The organism is Bacillus cereus group sp. BfR-BA-01381, assembly GCF_022663555.1.
GTDB classification, from domain to species: domain Bacteria; phylum Bacillota; class Bacilli; order Bacillales; family Bacillaceae_G; genus Bacillus_A; species Bacillus_A pacificus.
This window is the reverse complement of sequence record NZ_JAKUFR010000079.1, coordinates 1-22,313: the sequence shown is the minus strand read 5'-3', so window position 1 is coordinate 22,313 and position 22,313 is coordinate 1. Positions and strand designations below refer to the sequence as shown.

The window sequence follows — 22,313 nt, the reverse complement described above, 5'->3', positions numbered from 1 at the left end:
TTTAAACCCCATTTTCTACTTATTCATTACGTAAGAGAAGGAATGTAACTCTCTTCTATCGAATTTTTATATAACGAAAATGATTAGGTGGTGCTTTACTATGAAATTAGCTGTCATTGGTGGCGGTGATTTACAAGATTCAAATCACTCGCCTATTAATGAGCGACTTATAGAATTAACAAATAAACAGTATCCGAAAGTATTATTCATTCCTACAGCTAGTCATGATGATGAAAGCTATATAAAATTATTTTTAGACACATTCGAAAAACAATTACACTGTGACGTACAAATTTTACGTATTATAGCCGATACACCTTCTAAATATGAAATAGACGAAATGATTCAGTCTGCTGATTTAATTTATCTCGGTGGCGGGAACTATATTCAAATGATTACAGAATGGAAAGAACATAAGCTCGATGAAAAATTACTATTGGCTCTGCAGCAAGGAACGCTCATTGCAGGGTGTAGCGCTGGTGCTATGTGTTGGTTCACATCTAGTATCCGCTCAGATTATGAAGGTTCTGGTTATATAGAGAGTAACGGCTGGGGCATTGTGAACAAAAGGTTTTGTCCACATTATAATCAATTAAATAGAATGAACGCCTTCCATTCCTTTTTACAAAATCATCAAGGTAATATAGAAGGCATTGCACTAGAAGATAATTGCGCCTTATATATTACAGAAGAATCTTTTGAAATTATCGGTGAACCAGAAAAAGCGTGGGAATTTTATATGAGTGATAATAAACTCATTAGACAACATTTTGATATTACTTTAAAAAGCTATTTGTAAATCTGCACTTATAAAAAATGTTCCTAAGTATAATAACTTAGGGACATTTTTAGTGTTTAACTCACTAATCGTGTAATTCGTTTCTTCTGCCATGAAAGCTTATAATATGCATATTGTAGTATTAAGCTAACAATAAATGCTGCTGGGTATCCAATCCATATCCCTTCTATACCAAGACTTGTATGGTAAGAAAGGTAATACGCTACAGGTACTTCAACAAGCCAAATTGATACGACGCCAATAACAGTTGGCCATAATACTGTACCGCTTGCTCGCATTGTCGCACTAATAATTTGCGCATGACCGAAAATTAAATAACTCCATAATGTGATCATAACTAGGCTATGAGCAATTTCAATTGTAGTTTGACTCGTTAAAAATAGTGCTAGAATGTCTCTTGAGAACAAGTAAATGAGTGATATTAGCACACCACCGATGACGTAGTTCATAATAATTCCGGCCTTCACAACTTTCTGCAATCGATCAAATTGATTCGCACCAATTGATTGTGCAGCAAAAATGGAGACTGTAATACCAAGACTAACGGCTGGCATTTGTACATAACTTGCAACTTGGTTCACAACGCCATAAGCTGCTGTTGCATCCGAACCGTAACGATTTACAAACGCGATTACCGCAATTTCTGATAATGAAACTAATATCATATTAATACTTGCTGGAATGCCGAGTTGTAGTAATAACTTTAATAAACCCCAATCCATTCGAAGATATTTCCTTACCGTACTATCTAATTGTAGCGGGTGATTTTTCTTCTTTAAATACACTAACATGACAATAAACGTAATAACTGTAGATATAACAGAAGCATATGCTGCTCCATACACATCTAATTTTGGAGCACCTAACCATCCAAAAATAAGGATTGGTAATAAGATCATATTTAGCGCTGTACTTACAATTAAAAAGTAAAATGGCGTTTTAGAATCTCCTGTACCTCTCATAAACGTTGTGTATGCGAAATATAAAAATAAGATTGGCATCGATATAAATAAAATACGTGCATAATGTACACTTATTTCAATAATATTTTCTGGCGTCCCCATAAGGCGCATAATATCCATTGCAAAAATACTACCTACTATCGCTAACACAACTCCAATAATAAAAGTAAATGTTAGCGTCGTACCAACAATCGCTTTTAAACGATCTTCGTTTTTTGCCCCAAACGCCTGACCAATTAAAATGGAACTCCCTGAACCAATACCAATTACGAATGAAACAAGTAAGAAAAATAATGGGAAGAATGCCGATATGGCCGCTAAATCATTCACTCCAAGCCATCTTCCTACTACTACCATACCGAATAATTGTCCAACTGATTGTAGTACATTACTTAATAGTAACGGTACTAAAAACATGGACATCGATTTCCAAATCGGTTTACTCTCACTTTCTAACTTATGTGACTCCGCACCTTCTTTATTGTTATTTGTAGGTGGTTTCAAATTTCATTTCTCCTTTTATTAAAAATCTGTTTTTCAACTTCCATCTTTTTGTATATTTGTTGTAATGGTGTGCTTCTATTCATATTCTTTTCTATGTTATTATAACTTCACCCAATATTGGCTTCCATCAGTTGTTCTATCTAAAAACCCGTATTCGATTAAATATCTTCTCAAAGTTACAAAATCCGGATATACGCTTTCTATAATAGCATTTACTTCTTTTTCAGTGTACTTTTTATTACTATCAAACTTCGTCACTAAATGACGTAATATAATTAATTTACGCTTTTGCTTTTTTGGAAATTTAGAAAGCGGTCCATCTAATCCCTCTGTAAAATGAGTTTTTAACACTTCATCATTTTCTTCTTCTGTAATATTGTAACGATCATCTACCATCGTTGCTGTTCTATGAATGGGTACAAATTTCGTTTGTACTTTTGATTTTTCTTCTGACAGTTCCATTAACGCTAAAAACACTTTCGCTTGCTTCATTTTCTCTCGAAGTGTAAACCGATGATTACGGATGGTTGAAGTACTTCCCCCATCCATCTCTTTCACAATCTCTTTATCATTCAGCCCCATATGGAAAAACTGAACCATCTTCTTTTGCAAATCAGTTAAACCTGTATACTTCTTATCTAGATTTAATAAATAATCAAACATCGACGTATGTTCGTTTTGCACATGCAATTGTACAAACTTCTCTGCTTCATACAAAACTTGATTATCTTGATAAATAACACCCTTAATAAACGCTTCTCCACACGCTAAACAAATATATTCCTCTGCTTCCGCTTCAAATACATACCCTTTCTTCAACTCCTCAACTGAAGCGTCCCAAAACTTCTCTGAAATATCACTCATACTAAACACTCCTTTAAAATGTTTGTTTTATAATAGACAAATCTTAATAACGTTTATTATTACTTCATCATCTTAACATAACCAAAACAAACTTTTCAATATTTCGTTTACCTATTTTATAAACTTTTATAAAAACGTCTACTAAAAGGTTTTAACCAATGAAAAGCGAATATGTTTATGTAAATTCATTTTATAGGATGTGAAATAGAAGATGAATATTCTACAAGACTCTTGTTTACTATTAAGCAAATCGCTAAAAATACATATGCGATTAGTGAATATGGTCATTTGGAGAAAATACATTCAATTTTAACTACAAAAAAGGTGTTTCCATATAAGAAAACACCTTTTACTTTTTATATATTCTATTTACAGTCTCTACTAAAACCTTACTTACCTCTACAAATATATGTTTTCGATTTCCATCCTCAACAAATTTCTTTGCACAACTACCCATAACCGTCATACAACTAATTATGACTAACGCTATCTTTCTATTTTTGTAAGTCACTTCATGCCACTCCACTATTACAAAACTTCTTTTGAATTTATCCCATCAAGAAATTTTACATGAATAACAAAACGTGCGAATATGCAATTATGCATATTCGCACGTTTTATTACGATGTTATGATTTAATTTAGTTAAAGTACACGTATACCGAGGTGACTAACTTGAAATTTAAAGCGAAAAAAAATCCATTTCACGTCATTTTTATTACATTATTTATCATGATTTTTTTCATTTCGCTATTCTTCCAAAATGAAAATTCTATTTTTTTCACCCTCATGATGCTGCTAAATATCGTGAATCTTTCTTCATTCTATTTCTCTCACTACAACGTAACGGAATCATCTCTTTTCGTAAAACATGGTTTCATACTACGTACTGAAATTCCCTTTGAAGATATTCGCCACATTAAATACTCTGGTAAAAAACTTCATTCAAAGAAATGGACTAGACAGCAATTAGAAATCCATTATAATTTATTCGACTCTGTGACAACTTTCATACCACAAGAAGAAGAAAAATTCATTGCACTTTTAAAAGAAAACTGCCCACATATGAAAATATTGCATATGTCTGCTAACAAATAATATATTTTGGCACTTACAGTAATAAAAAACCAAGATTCTAAACGAAGAATCTTGGCGTTTTTTATTACTCTTTCGGAGCAATCATTTTTTTCGGATCGACAATTTCATCAAATTGTTCTTCTGTTAGTAGTCCAGATTGCAGCGCTGCTTCTTTTAAAGTTAGCCCTTCTTTATGAGCATGCTTCGCAATTTTCGCTGCATTTTCATATCCGATATGCGGGTTTAATGCTGTAACAAGCATTAATGAACGATTCACATTCTCTTTAATGACTTCTTCATCTGCTTCAATACCAACTGCACAATTATCATTAAATGAAACAATTGCATCTGCTAATAAGTGAGCAGATTGTAAGAAGTTATATGCAATAACAGGTTTAAATACATTTAACTCAAAATTGCCTTGGCTCGCTGCAAATCCGATTGTTGCGTCATTTCCCATCACTTGTGCTACAACCATCGTTAACGCTTCACTTTGCGTTGGATTTACTTTACCTGGCATAATAGAGCTTCCAGGCTCATTTGCTGGAATAATAATTTCTCCTAGCCCACTACGTGGACCACTTGCCAGCCAGCGCACATCGTTAGCGATCTTCATTAAATCCGCTGCTAATGCTTTTAATGCCCCATGCGTATATACAACTTCATCATGACTCGTTAATGCATGGAATTTATTTGGTGCAGAAATAAATTGCTTACCTGTAAATTGGCTAATTTCCTCAGATACCATCTCACCAAATTTAGGATGAGCGTTTATACCTGTTCCAACTGCAGTACCACCAATCGCAAGCTCTTTCATATATGTATTGCTCTCTGCAATCATACGCTCTGTTTTTTCAAGCATACGGTGCCATCCACTAATTTCTTGTCCTAATGTTAACGGTGTCGCATCTTGTAAATGTGTACGACCAATTTTTATAATATGTTCAAATGCAGTTACTTTTTCTGCTAACGTTTCTTTTAATTTCGTAATTGCTGGTAACACGTGATTTTCTACTGCGAGTACACATGCTACATGAAGCGCAGTTGGGAAAGTATCATTTGAACTTTGAGACATGTTCACATCATCATTCGGATGAATATGTACGTCAGATCCCTTCTCTTTCAAAATTTGATTCCCTCGGTTTGCAATTACTTCATTCACATTCATGTTTGACTGAGTACCACTACCTGTTTGCCATACGACAAGTGGAAAATGTTCATTCCATTTCCCTGCAATCACTTCGTCAGCTGCTGTCACAATTGCTTCTGCTTTTTCTTCTGATAACTTTCCTAATTTTTTATTAGTAAGTGCTGCACTCTTCTTTAAAATGGCAAATGCTTTTACAATTTCAAGTGGCATTTTCTCTGTGCCAATCGGAAAGTTTTCTTTACTACGTTGTGTTTGTGCTGCCCATAATTTATCAGCTGGAACTTTAATTTCTCCTAATGTGTCTCTTTCAATTCTGTACTCCATTTTTTCATCCCCTTGAAAATAAAATACCTACATCTCTTATAATAACAGACTTTCTCTTAAATGATAAGAATTCTCACTCGTGTGTATAAAAAAATACCTCCTGCCATCGCAGAAGGTATTTTTTTATGATGCTTGCTTTCCTTTTTCAGCATCATCAACATACCAAATAAATTTGCCTGTATATCCGTAAATAACCGCTAAAATTAACGATACGAAGCTTAACCACATAAATGGAACGTATGAGAACGTTGCTACACCTAAAATACCAGCCATAAAAATACCATTATCAGACCATGGAACCATACCTGAAGTTAACGTTCCACCTACTTCTGAGTTACGTGCTAATACACGTCGGTCTATTTTTAATTTATCATAGCTTTCTTCCATAATTTTCGGTGTTAAAATTAATGATACATACATTGCACAACCAAATATATTCGCTAAGAATGCCACGATTAATGTAGACAATGTTACATTACCTGCAGAATTTAATTTCTTCTCAAATTTTGATACGATTACTTTTAAAACACCTAGTTTTTCAAGTAATCCACCAAATCCTAAACCGAAAATAATAACTGCTACTGATCCAAGCATACCGTTAATTCCACCACGGTTTAATAACTTGTCCACAAATTCAACACCAGATTGAATTGAGAATCCGTTATACGCTGTTCCAATCGCCTCTCCAAAGTTCATTCCTTGGAAAAGAGTTGCCCAAATTGCACCAATTAAAGCTCCCATTGCAATTGTTGGCATAGACGGTCTCTTTAGTGCTAATAGAACAATAACAATGACCGCTGGAACAAGCATCCATATTTTAATATCAAATTGCTTTAACAAAGCTTCTTTTAAAAACTCTACTCGATTTAAATCTACGTTATCGCCGCCATACATCCAACCAGCTACAGTAAACATAATACTAGTAATAATGTAAGCCGGAACATCTAATACGAGCATAGCTCGAACGTGAGCAATAACATCTACTTTCGCCATAGAAGCTGCCAGAACTGTACTATCAGAAAGTGGTGATAATTTGTCGCCGAAATAAGCTCCTGAAAGAACTGCACCAGCAACAAGTGGAAGTGGTAATCCAAGCCCTTCACCAATCGCCATCATAGCAATACCTGCTGTTCCAACTGTTCCCCATGATGTTCCTGTTGCGATAGAAGTGATCGAACAAATAATTAATGTTGCTAATAGGAATATGCTAGGGTGAATAAATTCTAACCCATAATAGATTAATGTTGGTACAACGCCACCAGCAATCCATGTTCCAATTAAAGCACCTACTGCAACTAAAATCAGTATTGCTTCTAATCCGTTAGAAATCCCTTTCGTAATTGCATCTTGCAATTCTTGATAACGAAATCCTAATCTTAATCCAAGCGCAATTACTAAAAACCATGAAATAAATAGCGCTAATTGAATTGGGAGATCAAAAATCGTTTGGAAGGAAAAGACAACAGCAAGAAATAGTAATAAAAGAACTATGATTTCTAGCATCGATGGTAATCTTACACTTTTCATTTTTTTCTCTCCTTACAAGTCGATAACATGACATGTGTCGTCTTACATGTATGTAATATACAATTAGCGAAGACAAAACAAAATTTTCATATTATTTCGATTTATTTTTCCAGTATAATATATTGGACACCTTTTCTATTGTAAAAGTAGATGCTACTTTTCGCAATGGAAAATATAAAAAATGTTACATTTTTTATATTTAACAATCAAAGAGTAACTTTTTTAATATTTGCCACCATCAAACTTTTTACTATTATCCTCACCGTTTAAAGGAATATCATTATTCCCCACACAAAAAAGCACGCATCATTCAAATGATGCATGCTCCACTTTTATTTATACATATTTTGTATTTCTTCTTTATTTTTAAGTATTTCCACAAACTTATCGCTACAACCTTTCGGAAATAATACGCCGAGTCCATATGAATGCTGGAACTGAAAATGAGGGTGCTTTGCTGTGACTTCATCCCAAAACTTATACACGCCGAAGTTTCGATCTTTCACCTCAATATCATGAAATAACACAATACCGTTATTCGCAAGTTTCGGTAACCATGTTTTATAATCATGAGAAACTGCTTCATACGTATGATAGCCATCAATATGCAACAAGTTTATCGTTCCATCTTGAAATTGATCAACGGCCTCATCGAAAGTAGAACGAATTAAATTACCTATATTGGGATAACTCGTATTTACGACTTTCTCTACGATTTGATAAACGCCTTCTCCATATGGACCTGTATGCTCATCTCCCGTCCAAGTATCTACAGCAAAACATTTTGTAGCTAATCCCCCATCCTTTACCCCTTGACAAAAACTGAAAAAAGAAGCTCCTAAATGTGTACCTAACTCGACTAATACTTCCGGCTTTTCAAACCTTACTAAATCATATGCAAAGTCTAAATGCCCAATCCACGCCGTATTTGCCCGAATAAAATGGTTATAGTTATCAAATTCAAATGTTGGTTTATGAGTAACCCAGCTCATCGCATATCTCCTTCTACCCATATTTTTAACAAACCAAATTACTCTTATCTTTATTTTTTTGTTACCGCAATTATGAGTCTATTTCATGAAAATATGAAGAATTAGTTCTTTTTCATTGTGGTAAACCATCGTATACATACGGATCTATAGGCGTATTGATTTTCTCTACTTTACTTACTTTTACAAGTGGAAATAGTGCTCCTTTATATGTCGTTTCGTCCAACAAACCTGTTATTTTCACCCATGTTTCCTGTGGGAGCTTTTTTACGTTTTCCCCTGCAACAATCATCCCCCAGACTGATGCATCCGCAATACAACAAGTTATGCCGTATCGCGCCACTACCGCTTTATCACCTGTCACATCCTTATCATTATATATAAACCCTGAGAATGTAATTTCCTTCCCTTTAAACCCTTTTACATCTTGACCAATTATACTCATTGTTTGAACATAATCCTTATCCTCTACTTGTATCTTTCGTTGTCCTAACATACTTTTTGCTAATTGTTCTTCCGCTTGATCAGTCACTTTTAAATTCGAAGTTTCATCTTGTTCTTTCCCATTAGAATTTGCCTGTATTCCCTCTTTTTCGTTCTTTTCCATACTTATCGCCTGTACACTTTGATTCATACCCCTTTTTCCTGCTAAACTTCCATCAATTGTTACACCTCCAAATAAAAAAGCACTAATAATTAGAACAACAAATAAAACATATACAAAATATCTTTTTAACCCTAACTTCAATTCCCTATGATGCACACAACAATTACAATCATCTTGTTCCTCTCTCTCATCTCCCCAAACTTGTAATGAACCAAGAAGTAAAATTACTACAAAAGCTATATACGTAAATTTAATTATTTTTGGAGCGATAAAATTATAAATATTCCCGGTTACAAATAGTTTAAATAAGAGCATTGCTAAACCAATTAAAATAATGCCACGAATATAGCGATGATAGGCCTTCTGTTCCTTTCCCTCCACGTTTCTCATCTCCTATAACGTTGTAATTTGCACGATTGTATACACCGATAAAATAATAATTCCAATCAAAAAGAATACAAATCTCTTTTGAAAATATGCAAACAACATGAACGTATTTTTCATATCGAGCATAGGCCCAAACACAAGAAATGCGAGAAGTGCTTTTACAGAGAAAACATGTCCAAAAGATGCCGCTATAAACGAATCGGCCGCAGAGCAAATGGATAAAACATAACCAAATCCCATCATAATAATTGGGGCAATTACTTCGTTATGTGCTACTGCATCCAGTACATTCCGATCAAAAAATGTTTGAAATACACTTGCTAAAAAAGCACCAATCAGTAAATACTTACCAGTATCAAAAAACTCATCTACAGTGTGATTCATAACATCTTTCCAACTCTTTTTTTTGTTTTTTTGAACTGACACCTCTACGTCTTTTAAAACATTTCTTTCGCGATAGCGATAATACACAATTAAACCTATGAATAGAGCAACAAGAATTGTTACCCCAAAGCGTGCATATACAATGTAATCATTTTTTTGAAACGCATATACAGTAGATCAAAGAACAACTGGATTCATAATAGGTGCACTTAGTAAAATAACAATGCCCACATGAAGTGGTAACCCCTTTTGAATGAGCCTTCTTACAATTGGTATAATGACACATTCACACATTGGAAAAAGAATTCCAACAAATACTGCTGGAACCATTGCAACAATTGGAGATTTCGGCATTACTTTTTGAATCATATCTTCTGTCACAAACACTTGAATGAGAGAAGAAACAATTACCCCTAATAAAATAAATGGTATTGCTTCAAATATAATACTTAAAAACACCGTATTCACATTCAACCATTCTTTTGGCATACTTTTATGCAAATTTGCTAAACTTGTAAAATCTACAAAAAATAATAAAAAGAGAAACATAGCAATAAGAGCTATTCCTATTAATTCTTTTGAAACCCTATTAAAGACCATCCTTCTCGCCTCCATTTTACTTATATGTAAACAAGTGCTTGTCCAAAAGCTTCCTGCTACAGCACAAATTTTATAGTCTATTCCTATTCTTAAATCGTAACCATTATGATTTATTATTGATTTTTTCTTTTCCATCATTTAATATAAAACGTAATCATTACGATTTAAAGGAGAGAGTATTTCATGAAAAAAGTACCTATCACTGTATTGAGTGGTTTTTTAGGAGCTGGAAAAACTACCTTACTACATCATATTTTGACTAATAAGAACAACTTAAAAGTAGCTGTTATCGTTAATGATATGAGCGAAGTAAACATTGATGCATCCCTTATCAAAAAAGGTGGTTTTTCACGTACGGAGGAAAAACTAGTAGAAATTCAAAATGGCTGTATTTGTTGCACACTACGAGAGGATTTAATGATAGAAGTGAATCGTCTTGTGGAAAACGGTGATATTGACTATATAGTTATTGAATCTTCCGGTATAAGTGAGCCGATTCCAGTTGCCCAAACGTTTACGTATACAGACGATGTTCTGAACATTGACTTAACAAAAAATTGTCGCCTCGATACAATGGTTACTGTTGTAGATGCAAATAGATTTTGGGATGATTTTGCAGATGGTGAAAGTTTATTAGACCGTAAGCAGGCAATTGATGAAAACGATACTCGGGAAGTTATTGATTTATTAATAGATCAAATTGAGTTTGCAAATGTAATTCTCCTTAATAAGATAGACCTACTAGAAAAAGAAGATGTGAGAGAGCTCCATCATTTACTTAAGAAATTAAATCCTAGTGCAAAAATTATTGAAACTTCATTTAGCAACGTACCACTGCAAGAAATTTTGAATACAAACTTATTCAATTATGAGGAAGCGAGTCAATCGGCGGGTTGGATACAAGAATTAAATAGTGAACATCATACACCTGAAACTGAAGAATATGGCATCAATTCCTTTGTGTATCGCCGTAAATATCCTTTCCATCCTGAACGCCTTATGAATTGGCTAGAAAAATGGCCTGTGGATGTCGTAAGAGCAAAAGGCTTTTTCTGGCTCGCATCACGTAATAATATGATAGGGCTTCTATCTCAAGCGGGTTCCTCTATTACAATTCAAGGAGCCGGTGAATGGATAGCGGCATTACCTGAAACTGAAAGAAATCAAATTATTACAGAAGAACCCGAAGTATTGAAAAGCTGGAACGAGCGATATGGAGATCGAATAACCGAACTCGTATTTATCGGAATTGATATGAACCGTTCTTTAATTGAACAATCATTAGATGATTGTCTATTAACAGAAAAAGAAATGGCACAAAACTGGGATACATTCATTGATCCTATTCCAGCTTTTACTTACACTTCATAATTTAAAATAGAAAGGCTTCCGTAAACGAAAGCCTTTTTATTTTATCGTTCTCTTATTTAACAAACTTCTTTAATCTGAATAACAGCTTTACACCAAGCGAGAATTTTCAGTTTATTTTTTATTCATTTCGTGATATATTGCATATTGTATACGATATATTTTTTGAAAGGAGGAATCAATACATGATGAATCCAAATCGTTTAAAAGGAATCATTATGGTTGTAATTGGTGCTTGTTTATGGGGATTATCTGGAACAGCTGCACAACAACTTTTTCAATATGAACATGTTTCTACTGAATGGTTAGTTACAATTCGATTGCTTATATCGGGCGTTATCTTGCTCATTATTTCATCATTCGGAACGAGAAAAAAAGAAATATTCAGCATATGGAAACAAAGATCTGATGCTACTAAAATGATATTGTTTGGCCTATTCGGTATGCTTGCTGTACAATACACGTACTTCGCTTCTATTAAAGAAGGAAATGCTGCCGTTGCAACATTATTGCAATATTTAGCTCCTATATTTATTACTGTATACTTACTTTTCAAATGGAACGTTCGTCCATCAAAAATTGATTTTATTTCAATTGTCCTTTCATTAGTAGGCACTTTCCTCTTACTAACAAACGGGTCTGTTCATAACTTAGCTGTTTCTACACCAGCTATCGTTTGGGGTATTTTATCTGGATTATCTCTTGCTTTTTATAGTTTATATTCAAAAGAATTACTAGATAGATGGTCTTCCTCAGTTATCGTTGGATGGGGCATGATTATTGGGGGTATTGGTGTAACGATTGTACACTTTATTACTACGAAAGAATTCATTTTATTGTCAACGATGAAATATGTAAAACTAAATACCTTACCGCTCATCACATTTGTCATCATTTTCGGGACACTCATCGCATTTTATTTATACTTAGACAGCATACGATACTTAACCCCGAAAGAAACGACATTATTCGGTTGTACAGAACCACTCGCAGCTATTATTTCTTCTGTACTTATATTACATGTACCATTTCAATCTTTTCAGTTATTAGGGGCCCTTTGTGTCATTGTAATGGTGCTTATCTTAAGCCAAAAACCGGATGAAGGGAAACCCGAATTAAAGCTTGTTCATGAGAAAAAGGAAAATATACAATGAAAGGATTGAATTCACTATGCCTATCCCTCAAAATAATAAAAAGCTAGGAAGAGTTTCAGCAAAATCACTCGTTTTAAATCAACTACAAGATTGGATTATTGAAGGTGTACTGAAGCCCAATGAAAAAATTAATGATGGGGAACTGGCTGAAGCACTAGGAGTAAGCAGAACACCTGTAAGAGAAGCGCTTCAAATATTAGAGCTTTCTGGATTAGTGGAAATGGTACCTGGACAAAAAACAAAAATTGCTCCTATTCAGTTAGACGACATTCCGATCATTTATGAGACGATGGCTGGTCTTCACTCTATTATAGGAAAACAAGCACTTCAAAATATTACAGACGCTGATTTGAAACTACTTTCTGAAATAAATGATGATTTTCAGTGCTCTATAGAGAAACAAAACACAAAACAAGCTTTACAACTAGATATACAATTTCACAATACCATTTCTTCTATTGCTAAAAATCAATATATTGAACCCTTTCTAGAAAATATGCAACTTCACGTCTTACGCCTTGAATATTTGTTTTTCCAAAACTTTATTCCAGCAAGTCAATCTATTGAAGAACATCACTCTATCATTCAAGCATTACAGAAGCAGGATGAAAAACAAATGGAACAAATGATGACTCAAAACTGGCTCCGTCCAATGAAAGAAATACAAAAAATAATTTCTACGAAATAAAGTGAAACTTTAATCAGTGGGGGTTTTGTTGATCCCTCACCTAACTTCTTTCCTTCCGCTGAATTTTGAGGTGGGGGGTCTTACTGCCCGGCAAATAGCGGGATAAAAAGAGAGCTGGCTACACAAAATCGTAACCAGCTCTCTTTTTACTAATATATATAGCTATGCCTGAATATCTGCATAATCTTCCATATCTTCGTACTCTTTTTCCAATTCCTCTAAAGACAGCTCGTATAATTGTCGGTCACGAATTTTAAACACACCTGCTCCAATTAACTCATCAATTAAATGCCTCTTACGATTTTCAACAGCAAAACGGAGTTGACTACTCATCTTTTAAAAAACTCCTTTCTACGATCATTGAAAATGATAATCTTTATCAATTACCACTTTTGATTATAAAAGATGACTCTTTATAAGTAAAGTAATTTAATGAAATATTTACCTTACAAAGTATTTGTGGCCACATTATATATATGTATGCCGCGCGAAAAATGTTATGACACTTTTTCTTATCCTTTTTCTTTCATACTTTGCAAGTTGTCTCACTATGATTAAATTCACCATCTATTTCTACTTGAATGGTGACATGTTCTACATGAAACTTCTCTTTTAATACATCCGTAGCCTCTTTTAATACACTTTGTGTTTCATTTCCTTTAATAATCAAGTGGCAAGTTAATATTTGAAAATCCGATGTGACAGACCATATGTGCAAATCATGAACTTCTTTTACAACCGGAATATTTAATAATGTACTTTTTACCTCTTCCACATTTATGTGTTGTGGTGCACCTTCCATTAATATATGGACCGTATCACGTGTTACACGCCATCCACTAATAATGACTAAAATAGACACAAGAATACTAGCAATCGCATCTGCAGCAGTCCATCCAAAAAACTTAATAAGTAACGCAGCAATTATCGCTCCGACTGACCCTAATAGATCTCCTAATACGTGTAAGAAAGCACTTCTTAAATTTAAATTGCCCTTCACATCTCCGCCTCTCATTAATATCCAAGCTGATAAAATATTAATAAGCAGACCAAGTACAGCAATGATGAGCATCCCATTACTAGCAATCTCAACTGGTTCTGTAAAACGGCGAATTGCTTCAATAAAAATGTATATTGAAATGACAATAAGAACGACACCGTTACATAATGCCGCTAACATTTCGACTCGCTTATATCCATATGTTTTCGCAGTTGTTGCTGTTTTTTCTCCAAGCTTAAACGCAAGTAAACTTAAAGCTAAAGATACCGCATCACTTAGCATATGCCCCGCGTCAGATAGTAGTGCTAAACTATTTGTTACAAATCCCCCAATAACTTCAGCAATCATAAAACTTGTCGTTAGTAAAAATGCAAGTAATAACGCTTTTTTATTATTAGAATTACCATGATTATGTGAATGTCCCATACTAAGGCTCCTTTAAGGATAATATCTGTACATTAGTATGAAACAAACTCCCCATCTTTATCCCGCTTCCTCTGTATACACACTTCGCTACATTTCAAACAAGTCCTTTTTCTCAACAAAAAATAAGACTACTTCTTTTTCAGCTTCATATTGTTTACTAATGAAAGAATTTTTAAGGAGGTTACGAAAATGAAACGTTTATTTCTCTGTATGGAACGTGAACTTGTTGTAGTGAAAGAACGATATGGTAACTATGAAGCAGCGTATCACTTACAAAATATGCAACCTACCTGTATCGCTGTTGATCCATTTCAAAAGAATCGTGTATATTGCGGCACTTTTGGACGAGGTCTCTGGTTAAGTGACGATAGCGGAGATTCATGGAGACCAATTGGAGATTCTTATCGTTACTTTGATTTCCCAAAAGAAGATGGTATTTTACATTCTTCGATCACTTCCATTACGATAAGCCCGAATGAACAAGTTAACGGCTATGGCGTCGTTTATGTCGGCACAGAACCGAGCGCTTTATTCCGTTCAGAAAATGGTGGTGAAACGTGGACGGAACTGAAAAATATGAAATCATTATTATCTTCTTATACGTGGGCTTTCCCGCCCAGACCTTTTACCCATCATGTCCGCTGGATTACAGTTGACCCAAATAATCCAAATACAATCCATGTTTCAATTGAAGCTGGTGCTGTTATTCAAAGTAACGATAAAGGACATACATGGATTGATAAAAAATTCGGTGCTCCCATCGATGCTCATCAATTACTTATGCACCCTGAAGCTCCAAATCGCCTTTATGCATCATGTGGTGACGGGTTTATGGGCGGACCTGATCGCGCATATCTTGAAAGTTATAACAGTGGAAACAGTTGGATTTCATGCAGTGAAGGGCTTGAACATCATTATTTATATAGCATGGCTATCGATCCAGCTGATTGCAATACAATTCTCGTTTCTGCCGCACCGAGTGCTGATCTCGCTCATCACCGTGTACCTTATGAATCTTATATTTATCGTAAAACGAAAGATACTCCGTTCGAGCAAGTACAGCAAGGACTACCATCTGCAATTGGTACAGTCATTTCGATGTTTGCGACAAATCCAGCAGAACCACACACGTTTTACACTTTAAATAACAACGGTGTGTTTCAATCTACTGATAGCGGCGAATCGTGGGAACAACTAAACATTCCGTGGAAAGATGAGTATAAAGCGCAGCATCCGCATGCATTACTTGTAGCTAGTTCTTAACTAAAAAAAGACTGCCTAACGGTTTTAGGCAGTCTCTCTTCTATTTCTTTAAATCAATGACAATATCATCTAAAACAATATCTTTACTCTTCGCTTCTTTTTTCGGTACTTCTATTTTCTTCTCTTTCCCATTCACATACTCCACTCCACCATGATTTTCAGGTGTATGAACTCGCAAGTGTACGCGAGGTGTAACGATAAGTTTTGTTGCATTTTCGTTTAATTTTTTGAATGTAGCACTCCAACTACTTTTATGTGGCTCCGCTACTGTACTACTTCCGCCATTTCCTTCACCAGCATAATGATTTCCTAAATCATCTTTTATTTCTAACTCAACATCCGCACTATCCCATATACTTCTTAATGCCTTAGATTCTTCCTGATTGAAAAAAACGATATATGACATCGGGGTTACTTCCATTTTGTCTATATTTACTTTTATTAATTCATTTTCAGAAACCTTATTAACTTTTAATTCCTTACTATCCATTGCTTTTAAACTAAGCGCGAAATTCCAGTTCCCCTTTATTGCATTACCTTTATAATCCAACTCAATTGCCTCTATATCCCACCAAACATTTGCAACATCTAACCTTTCCCTACCATGACCACTCATCGTAGTCATACCTACATATTGTCCCTCTCCAACTTTTGTAATGTTCGAACTACCTCCTCCGCCATTAAAGCCCCTAACTTGCGGACTTCCAAATGGGAACGGCTTCTCTCCTAAATCTTTTTCGCTTTCAATAGAATATGTGATTGTAATTGTTCTACCATCAAACACAGCATCATTAATGGTAACCTTAACCCCATTACTCTCCCTCGTCATATTCAATTCAGTCGAAAACTCTTTATAATTTTCATATAACCCTGTTCTACCATTATCTAAAAATCGGAATATATCACCTACAATTGGCAATCCCCCAGCATATGTAGGAAACCCGATACCAAGCGTTGCAACTGATAATCCTACTAAAATAGATGCAGCAGCGACACCTTTTTTCCAACTTTTTATCTTTTTCTTCGTACGAATAGATTGTTTTAAGTTGCGCTTCACTTTTTCTTTTTCAATTTCAGAAGCCTCAATTTCCTCAAATTCTTTTTCATCTATATCAATATCATTTAATAGTTCATAAATGTCTTTCATATTGCACTACCTCCAAAACTAATATTCGTAGCATTTTGTTGTAGTTTCTTTTTCCCCCGGTACACTCGATTATCGATCGCTGCCCGGGTTAACCCTAACTTGTCACCTATTTCCTCTGTCTTCATACCGAGTAAATATTTCATAATGAACACTTTTTGATCTAACGGTTCTAATTGATTAATAAGCATCAATAATTCTTCTCTATCTTCCATAACAATTAATTCATCTTCCGCTGACTTTTCCGTACTAATATGAAACTCATCCGAAATAATTTCTACTTTTTTAGTTGCCTTCCGGTAATAATCAATTGCTTTAAACTTCGCAATCGCTGCAATCCATTTTTTAAAATCACTCGGCTCTCCATGAAACTTATTTGCGTTATTCCAAATGGATAGGAAAATATCATTTACACATTCCTCTATGAGTCCATCATTTTGAACTGGAAAAAGAACTTTATGCGTGATTCCCTTGATGAGTGGTAAATATGTATCGACAACAAATTCTAGCGCATCTTCTTTTTGTCGCTGTAATCTTTTTATATAATTTTTCTCATTTGATTTCATGTAGCGATTCCCCTTATTTTTTTGCAAAAGCTTTTACACCCTATATAACGTCTAAAAAAATATTTTCTCTCATCTTTTTATTATCTTTTGTATGTAATGGAATACTTTCCCTTAGCCATTGTCTCACATAACTATACATTCAAAGAAAATTTTCTCAAGTCTGCAATTTGATTCATGTAGTACACTATTTATATAGTCATTCTTTAACTTAGTGTACATTTTATTTCGTTAATCTACTTTTAAAAATTAGGAGATGAGATGTGTATGTGCGGAATTACAGGTTGGGTAAATTGGAATAAGGACCTTTCCAATGAACATGTTATTTTAGAAAAGATGGCACATAGTATTCAGCATCGTGGTCCTGATGCTGAAGGATTTTGGTTTTCACCTCGTGCGGCCTTTGCACACCGGCGTTTAATTGTAATTGATCCAGAAGGCGGAGCACAGCCGAAGACATTTCGTGCTGGTGATTATACGTATGCTCTTACTTATAATGGAGAAATTTATAATTTCCGTGAGCTTAGAGAGCAACTTCAAAAATGCGGTCATGCATTTGAAACGCATTCAGATACAGAAGTGTTACTACATGCTTATTTAGAATGGAAAGAAGACTGCGTACAACATTTAAATGGAATTTTCGCTTTCGCCTTATGGGATGATCAGAAGCAACAATTATTTTTAGCACGTGATCATTTAGGCGTAAAGCCACTCTTTTACACAGAAAGAAATGACAGCATTATTTTCGGATCTGAAATTAAAGCATTATTAGCGCATCCATCTGTTCCTACTGAAATTGATGCGGATGGCATAAATGAAATATTTGGATTAGGCTTATTTCGAACTCCAGGATGTGGCGTCTTTAAACATATTGAAGAAGTGCGTGCTGGACATTCTATAACATTTACACGTGATAAAAAAGTAGTTACGAAGTATTGGAATTTAGAAAGTAAAGCTCATACAGACTCTACTGAAGATACAGCATCACATATTTTATCTATTTTACAAGATACAGTAAAAAGACAATTAATTGCCGATGTTCCTCTCGTCTGTATGTTATCAGGAGGATTAGATTCTAGCGGGATTACTGCACTAGCCGGGAAAGAATTTGCTGCTGAAAATAAAACACTTCATACGTATTCCATTGACTTTGTAAATAGCGCAAAAGATTTCGAACTGACATTTGCTCGCACTGGTTTAGACGCTCCTTGGGTAAAACGCGTTTCTGAACATGTAGGGACATCTCATCATGATATTATTGTGAATGCTGAAGAATTAGCAAATCACTTATTCGTTCCCCTCCATGCAAAAGATTTACCGAGTGCTGGTGAAATGGAAACTTCACTATATTTACTATTTTGCGAAATGAAAAAAGATGCGACCGTAGCTTTATCTGGCGAATCTGCTGATGAAGTATTCGGTGGATACCCTTGGTTTCATCAAGAAGAATTACTATATGTAGATAAGTTTCCTTGGCTAACAAATTGGAAAAATACATCTCCTCTTCTACTACATGAAGTAAGTAACCAATGTAATCTAGAAGAATATATTGATACACGATTCCAAGAAGCGATACTTGAAGTACCTACTCTTGAAGGCGAAAGTAAAAAATCTGCGAAACAACGTCAAATGTTTTATTTATTTTTAACGAGATTTCTTCCGTTCTTACTTGACCGTAAAGACCGTATGAGTATGGCCGTAGGATTTGAAGTTCGTGTACCGTTTTGTGATTATAGATTAGTTGAATATTTATGGAACGTTCCTTTCAACATAAAAAGCATTGATAATATTGAAAAAGGCATTTTACGTAGAGCATTAAAGCCTGCTTTACCTGATGATGTACGGAATAGAAGAAAAAGTGCGTATCCAACTTCACAAGACCCACATTATTTACAAACAATCCGTCATTTATCACTCGACATGTGTAGTAATAAAAACAATCCTATTTTCTCTCTTATTAATCATTCCACATTACTTGCTATTGCCGATCAGAGTAATAAAGAAATTAACAATTTCGAAGCAAGAAGTGCTATGGAATATATGTTACAAGTTAACGAATGGTTAAAAACGTATCACATCCATATTGCTTAACAAAAAGGAGTTCAAGGATAAAAACCTTGAACTCCTTTTATATTAATTAGCACATCGTTTATTTTCAGTGTCAATGGACCATCCAATAATTGTGGCACAATCTCTACCTTTCCACTGCAGTACATTTGTTAATACTGGCTCAATCTGTAAGCAACTTCCGTCGTGTAATATTTCTATTAAAGATTGGTCATCATCAAACCTTCGTTTATCACACTCTAAAATACCGTCCGTTGCCATTACGATGTGATTCATTCCTTTTTCTAATCCTCTTACACCTGACGTAAAACAAGGTGTATTTGCTGCAAAAATATTTTTCCTACCAATATATTCGTAATTCTTCCGTTTATTTAATCGCCCTTTACCATTTTTCGTTTTCTCAGAATGGAATAAATATGCGAAACAATCACCGACTGATAACCAATATAAAAATTCACCTTTTCGCAAACAAATTAAGCATGCAAGTTCCTCATCATCTTGATCACATTTTTCAATAAACAACTCATCTGTAAACAACGCTAATAAGTACATATGTGTATGATGAAAAGCTAAATGTATCGGGTAGGAAAATAACTCCTTTAGTTTCTCTTTTCTTTCTGAAATGGCTTCTATTATATAATCAATATTTTTTGTTTTGTGGTGTGTATCAAAAATCATAACAAATTCAAATTGTAATTCAGGATCCCACCAAGCAAGTACCGCATCTCCTCGTTCATATGCATCACTCTCTTGATTTCCTCCATATACGCCGACTGAAAGAGGACCACATTTTTCAACATGTATTTCATCTACATACATCTGTTCATGACTCATCCATTTGAATGTATTCACAGTTTTCATCCTCTCTCTTGCTGAATGTATACCTTTACACATAGATTACCTTATATTTCAATAAAAATAAACTTTTTCAACATTTTTTATCCAAATAAAAGGATTTTACTTCTTTAATAACGAATATATCTTATTATACGATATAAAAACAGGAGGATTTATTATGAAAGACATCAATCAGCATTGGGAGAGCATTTATTATCACTTACGATATGAATATGAAGACAACCTTTCTCACCAAGCCATTCGTATTTTACAAATCATTTCTCGTGAGAAAGATATAACAATTGGAAAAGTCGCTACCGAGCTTACTCTCTCTCATAACACCGCTTCTGAACACGTAAAGCGCCTTATTCAAAAAGGGTATATCATGAAAGAAAGAAACAAACAAGATGAAAGAGTTGTGAACCTTACTTTAACGAAAGAAGGCATTGAAGTATTAGAAAAGCATACTTTACTAGATAAAGAAAAGATAAAAATATTAGAATCGCAGTTATCGAAAGAAGAACAACAAGTAATCGAAAGAGCTTTTTCGTTATTAGCGAAGGAGGCAAATTATGCATTTCCTCGTTAAAGTAATCGTTTCGGCACTTATTATCGGTTTTATTACTGAAGTAGCTAAACATTATAGTACGATTGGCGGGTTTATCGCTGCCCTTCCTCTCGTAAGTTTACTGAGCCTATTTTGGATTTCTTTCGAAGGCGGGAACAAACAAGAATTAAGTCAATTTGCTATAGGCGTATTATATGGGTTTCCTGCATCTGCACTACTATTATTTATCGTCTATATCGGCCTAAAAAACTCATTTTCACTTAGCACATCTGTCCTGTTCGGTATAGGTGTCTGGTGCATCGTTTTCGCTTGTCAAAAATTATTTCAAGCTTAGTTAGGAGGGGTTACTATTTATAAATTTGTAGAGGTATTGGGGCAAACTATAGAAGTATATATGAAAGGAAGTAGTGAACAAACTGTAGTCATTCAAACCGGAATGACTTGCTCATTTTATGATTGGTTTCCTATTATAGAAAAGCTTTCACAGCACTTTACAGTCGTTTCCTACCACCGCCCAGGTTACGGAAAAAGTGAACTAAGGAATCATTCACGTACTACATTACAAGCGACAAAAGAACTTCATATGTTACTACAAAAACTAGATATTCACGAACCAATCATTCTAATCGGTCATTCCTATGGAGGTTTATGTGCACAACATTTTGCCATGTTATATGAAGATAAGTTGCAAGCACTTATTTTAGTTGATTCTACATCCATGAACTTACACCGATTAGATGAACTTCATTTACCAATTTCTGATCAGACTGATTCGGATGATATGTGGCTTCAAAAATATAATACATACTCCAAAATGGATGTAGACATGCTTTCTAATGAACTAAAGCCAATACTCGCTAACCAATCAAGACAGTACATTGAATTTTCTACCTCTCCTACATTATATAAAGCGACAGCTTCTGAACTATCTAGGTGGAAAAATTGTGCTTGCTCAATAAAAGAACTCTATAAAACATTAGAAGTACCTTTAATCGTTATCGGTAGAGACCCTCAATATTCTATTACTCAGTTGACTGAGGGCGGCATGCAAAAAGAGGAAGC

At 34.6% G+C, this 22,313-nt stretch carries 22 protein-coding genes and 1 pseudogene; 10 read left to right on the top strand and 13 right to left on the bottom strand.

The window, feature by feature from the left end:
• The first annotated feature begins 100 nt into the window (after positions 1-100).
• On the top strand, positions 101-799 hold the full coding sequence (locus MR079_RS22045) for a peptidase E (protein ID WP_000762133.1): 699 nt from the start codon (positions 101-103) through the stop codon (positions 797-799).
• A gap of 56 nt (positions 800-855) precedes the next feature.
• Here the strand turns inward: MR079_RS22045 and MR079_RS22040 are convergent, their stop codons facing one another.
• From MR079_RS22040 to MR079_RS22030, 3 genes are all read right to left on the bottom strand, one after another.
• A complete protein-coding gene (locus MR079_RS22040) occupies positions 856-2,265 on the bottom strand; it encodes an MATE family efflux transporter (protein ID WP_139867856.1) in 1,410 nt (469 codons plus the stop codon).
• Between the two features lie 99 nt (positions 2,266-2,364).
• Complete coding sequence (locus tag MR079_RS22035; protein ID WP_001280298.1) at positions 2,365-3,129, bottom strand: DUF2087 domain-containing protein; 765 nt, start codon at positions 3,127-3,129, stop codon at positions 2,365-2,367.
• A 349-nt stretch (positions 3,130-3,478) separates the two neighbouring features.
• Positions 3,479-3,640: a hypothetical protein gene (locus MR079_RS22030; RefSeq protein WP_033678361.1), complete on the bottom strand. Its 162-nt coding sequence runs from the start codon at positions 3,638-3,640 to the stop codon at positions 3,479-3,481.
• A gap of 163 nt (positions 3,641-3,803) precedes the next feature.
• Between MR079_RS22030 and MR079_RS22025 the strand changes: the two genes are divergently transcribed.
• The gene (locus MR079_RS22025) at positions 3,804-4,226 is read left to right on the top strand and encodes a PH domain-containing protein (protein WP_242294625.1); all 423 of its coding nucleotides are present in this window, start codon (positions 3,804-3,806) and stop codon (positions 4,224-4,226) included.
• Between the two features lie 64 nt (positions 4,227-4,290).
• Here MR079_RS22025 and fumC read toward each other — a convergent pair whose 3' ends face one another.
• The 5 genes and pseudogenes from fumC to MR079_RS22000 form a co-directional block, all read right to left on the bottom strand.
• A complete protein-coding gene (fumC, locus tag MR079_RS22020; protein WP_139867862.1) occupies positions 4,291-5,679 on the bottom strand; it encodes a class II fumarate hydratase in 1,389 nt (462 codons plus the stop codon).
• Between the two features lie 123 nt (positions 5,680-5,802).
• Complete coding sequence (gene nhaC, locus MR079_RS22015) at positions 5,803-7,206, bottom strand: Na+/H+ antiporter NhaC (RefSeq protein ID WP_087953024.1); 1,404 nt, start codon at positions 7,204-7,206, stop codon at positions 5,803-5,805.
• A gap of 332 nt (positions 7,207-7,538) precedes the next feature.
• The gene (locus tag MR079_RS22010; protein WP_074615382.1) at positions 7,539-8,198 is read right to left on the bottom strand and encodes a class I SAM-dependent methyltransferase; all 660 of its coding nucleotides are present in this window, start codon (positions 8,196-8,198) and stop codon (positions 7,539-7,541) included.
• Between the two features lie 112 nt (positions 8,199-8,310).
• Complete coding sequence (locus MR079_RS22005) at positions 8,311-9,183, bottom strand: TIGR03943 family putative permease subunit (RefSeq protein ID WP_242294624.1); 873 nt, start codon at positions 9,181-9,183, stop codon at positions 8,311-8,313.
• A gap of 12 nt (positions 9,184-9,195) precedes the next feature.
• Positions 9,196-10,173, bottom strand: a pseudogene (locus MR079_RS22000) (permease).
• A 183-nt stretch (positions 10,174-10,356) separates the two neighbouring features.
• Between MR079_RS22000 and MR079_RS21995 the strand changes: the two are divergent.
• The 3 genes from MR079_RS21995 (at position 10,357) to MR079_RS21985 (ending at position 13,383) form a co-directional block, all read left to right on the top strand.
• Positions 10,357-11,544, top strand: coding sequence for a GTP-binding protein (locus MR079_RS21995; protein WP_000757655.1), 1,188 nt, complete (start codon positions 10,357-10,359; stop codon positions 11,542-11,544).
• Between the two features lie 185 nt (positions 11,545-11,729).
• Entirely contained in the window at positions 11,730-12,695 is a 966-nt protein-coding gene (locus tag MR079_RS21990; protein ID WP_242294626.1) for a DMT family transporter, read from the top strand.
• A 16-nt stretch (positions 12,696-12,711) separates the two neighbouring features.
• Positions 12,712-13,383, top strand: coding sequence for a GntR family transcriptional regulator (locus tag MR079_RS21985; RefSeq protein WP_242294623.1), 672 nt, complete (start codon positions 12,712-12,714; stop codon positions 13,381-13,383).
• A 162-nt stretch (positions 13,384-13,545) separates the two neighbouring features.
• On the opposite strand, the gene fbpA is transcribed toward MR079_RS21985, so the two are convergent.
• The gene (gene fbpA / locus MR079_RS21980) at positions 13,546-13,716 is read right to left on the bottom strand and encodes a Fur-regulated basic protein FbpA (protein ID WP_000098301.1); all 171 of its coding nucleotides are present in this window, start codon (positions 13,714-13,716) and stop codon (positions 13,546-13,548) included.
• Between the two features lie 193 nt (positions 13,717-13,909).
• Complete coding sequence (locus MR079_RS21975) at positions 13,910-14,809, bottom strand: cation diffusion facilitator family transporter (protein WP_139867868.1); 900 nt, start codon at positions 14,807-14,809, stop codon at positions 13,910-13,912.
• Between the two features lie 189 nt (positions 14,810-14,998).
• Between MR079_RS21975 and MR079_RS21970 the strand changes: the two genes are divergently transcribed.
• A complete protein-coding gene (locus MR079_RS21970; protein WP_242294622.1) occupies positions 14,999-16,072 on the top strand; it encodes a beta propeller repeat protein in 1,074 nt (357 codons plus the stop codon).
• A gap of 40 nt (positions 16,073-16,112) precedes the next feature.
• On the opposite strand, the gene MR079_RS21965 is transcribed toward MR079_RS21970, so the two are convergent.
• Positions 16,113-17,219: a DUF4179 domain-containing protein gene (locus tag MR079_RS21965; RefSeq protein WP_242294621.1), complete on the bottom strand. Its 1,107-nt coding sequence runs from the start codon at positions 17,217-17,219 to the stop codon at positions 16,113-16,115.
• Positions 17,216-17,782 (bottom strand): sigma-70 family RNA polymerase sigma factor, encoded by a 567-nt coding sequence (locus tag MR079_RS21960; protein ID WP_139867874.1) that lies wholly within the window; start codon positions 17,780-17,782, stop codon positions 17,216-17,218. Before MR079_RS21960 ends, MR079_RS21965 begins: the two co-directional genes overlap by 4 nt.
• Before the next feature lie 264 nt (positions 17,783-18,046).
• Here MR079_RS21960 and asnB point away from each other — a divergent pair, with 264 nt between their 5' ends.
• On the top strand, positions 18,047-19,870 hold the full coding sequence (asnB, locus tag MR079_RS21955) for an asparagine synthase (glutamine-hydrolyzing) (protein ID WP_242294620.1): 1,824 nt from the start codon (positions 18,047-18,049) through the stop codon (positions 19,868-19,870).
• A gap of 42 nt (positions 19,871-19,912) precedes the next feature.
• On the opposite strand, the gene MR079_RS21950 is transcribed toward asnB, so the two are convergent.
• Positions 19,913-20,740 carry a PP2C family serine/threonine-protein phosphatase gene (locus tag MR079_RS21950; protein WP_139867878.1) on the bottom strand — a complete coding sequence of 276 codons (828 nt, stop codon included), beginning with the start codon at positions 20,738-20,740 and terminating at the stop codon, positions 19,913-19,915.
• A gap of 121 nt (positions 20,741-20,861) precedes the next feature.
• Here MR079_RS21950 and MR079_RS21945 point away from each other — a divergent pair, with 121 nt between their 5' ends.
• The 3 genes from MR079_RS21945 to MR079_RS21935 all read left to right on the top strand — a co-directional run.
• Entirely contained in the window at positions 20,862-21,272 is a 411-nt protein-coding gene (locus tag MR079_RS21945; RefSeq protein WP_242294619.1) for a MarR family winged helix-turn-helix transcriptional regulator, read from the top strand.
• Complete coding sequence (locus tag MR079_RS21940; protein ID WP_242294618.1) at positions 21,256-21,585, top strand: DUF3147 family protein; 330 nt, start codon at positions 21,256-21,258, stop codon at positions 21,583-21,585. Before MR079_RS21945 ends, MR079_RS21940 begins: the two co-directional genes overlap by 17 nt.
• A gap of 60 nt (positions 21,586-21,645) precedes the next feature.
• Positions 21,646-22,313 (top strand): alpha/beta fold hydrolase (locus MR079_RS21935; RefSeq protein WP_242294617.1); only part of this gene is annotated, 668 nt, incomplete at its 3' end.

Coding starts and splice junctions, on each gene's coding strand:
- MR079_RS21975 (WP_139867868.1), bottom strand. CDS start 14,809: ATGGGACATTCACATAATCATGGTAATTCTAATAATAAAAAAGCGTTA.
- fumC (WP_139867862.1), bottom strand. CDS start 5,679: ATGGAGTACAGAATTGAAAGAGACACATTAGGAGAAATTAAAGTTCCA.
- MR079_RS22010 (WP_074615382.1), bottom strand. CDS start 8,198: ATGAGCTGGGTTACTCATAAACCAACATTTGAATTTGATAACTATAAC.
- MR079_RS21940 (WP_242294618.1), top strand. CDS start 21,256: ATGCATTTCCTCGTTAAAGTAATCGTTTCGGCACTTATTATCGGTTTT.
- MR079_RS21965 (WP_242294621.1), bottom strand. CDS start 17,219: ATGAAAGACATTTATGAACTATTAAATGATATTGATATAGATGAAAAA.
- MR079_RS21985 (WP_242294623.1), top strand. CDS start 12,712: ATGCCTATCCCTCAAAATAATAAAAAGCTAGGAAGAGTTTCAGCAAAA.
- MR079_RS21990 (WP_242294626.1), top strand. CDS start 11,730: ATGAATCCAAATCGTTTAAAAGGAATCATTATGGTTGTAATTGGTGCT.
- MR079_RS21960 (WP_139867874.1), bottom strand. CDS start 17,782: ATGAAATCAAATGAGAAAAATTATATAAAAAGATTACAGCGACAAAAA.
- MR079_RS22035 (WP_001280298.1), bottom strand. CDS start 3,129: ATGAGTGATATTTCAGAGAAGTTTTGGGACGCTTCAGTTGAGGAGTTG.
- MR079_RS21995 (WP_000757655.1), top strand. CDS start 10,357: ATGAAAAAAGTACCTATCACTGTATTGAGTGGTTTTTTAGGAGCTGGA.
- asnB (WP_242294620.1), top strand. CDS start 18,047: ATGTGCGGAATTACAGGTTGGGTAAATTGGAATAAGGACCTTTCCAAT.
- nhaC (WP_087953024.1), bottom strand. CDS start 7,206: ATGAAAAGTGTAAGATTACCATCGATGCTAGAAATCATAGTTCTTTTA.
- MR079_RS22045 (WP_000762133.1), top strand. CDS start 101: ATGAAATTAGCTGTCATTGGTGGCGGTGATTTACAAGATTCAAATCAC.
- MR079_RS21950 (WP_139867878.1), bottom strand. CDS start 20,740: ATGTGTAAAGGTATACATTCAGCAAGAGAGAGGATGAAAACTGTGAAT.
- fbpA (WP_000098301.1), bottom strand. CDS start 13,716: ATGAGTAGTCAACTCCGTTTTGCTGTTGAAAATCGTAAGAGGCATTTA.
- MR079_RS21970 (WP_242294622.1), top strand. CDS start 14,999: ATGAAACGTTTATTTCTCTGTATGGAACGTGAACTTGTTGTAGTGAAA.
- MR079_RS21945 (WP_242294619.1), top strand. CDS start 20,862: ATGAAAGACATCAATCAGCATTGGGAGAGCATTTATTATCACTTACGA.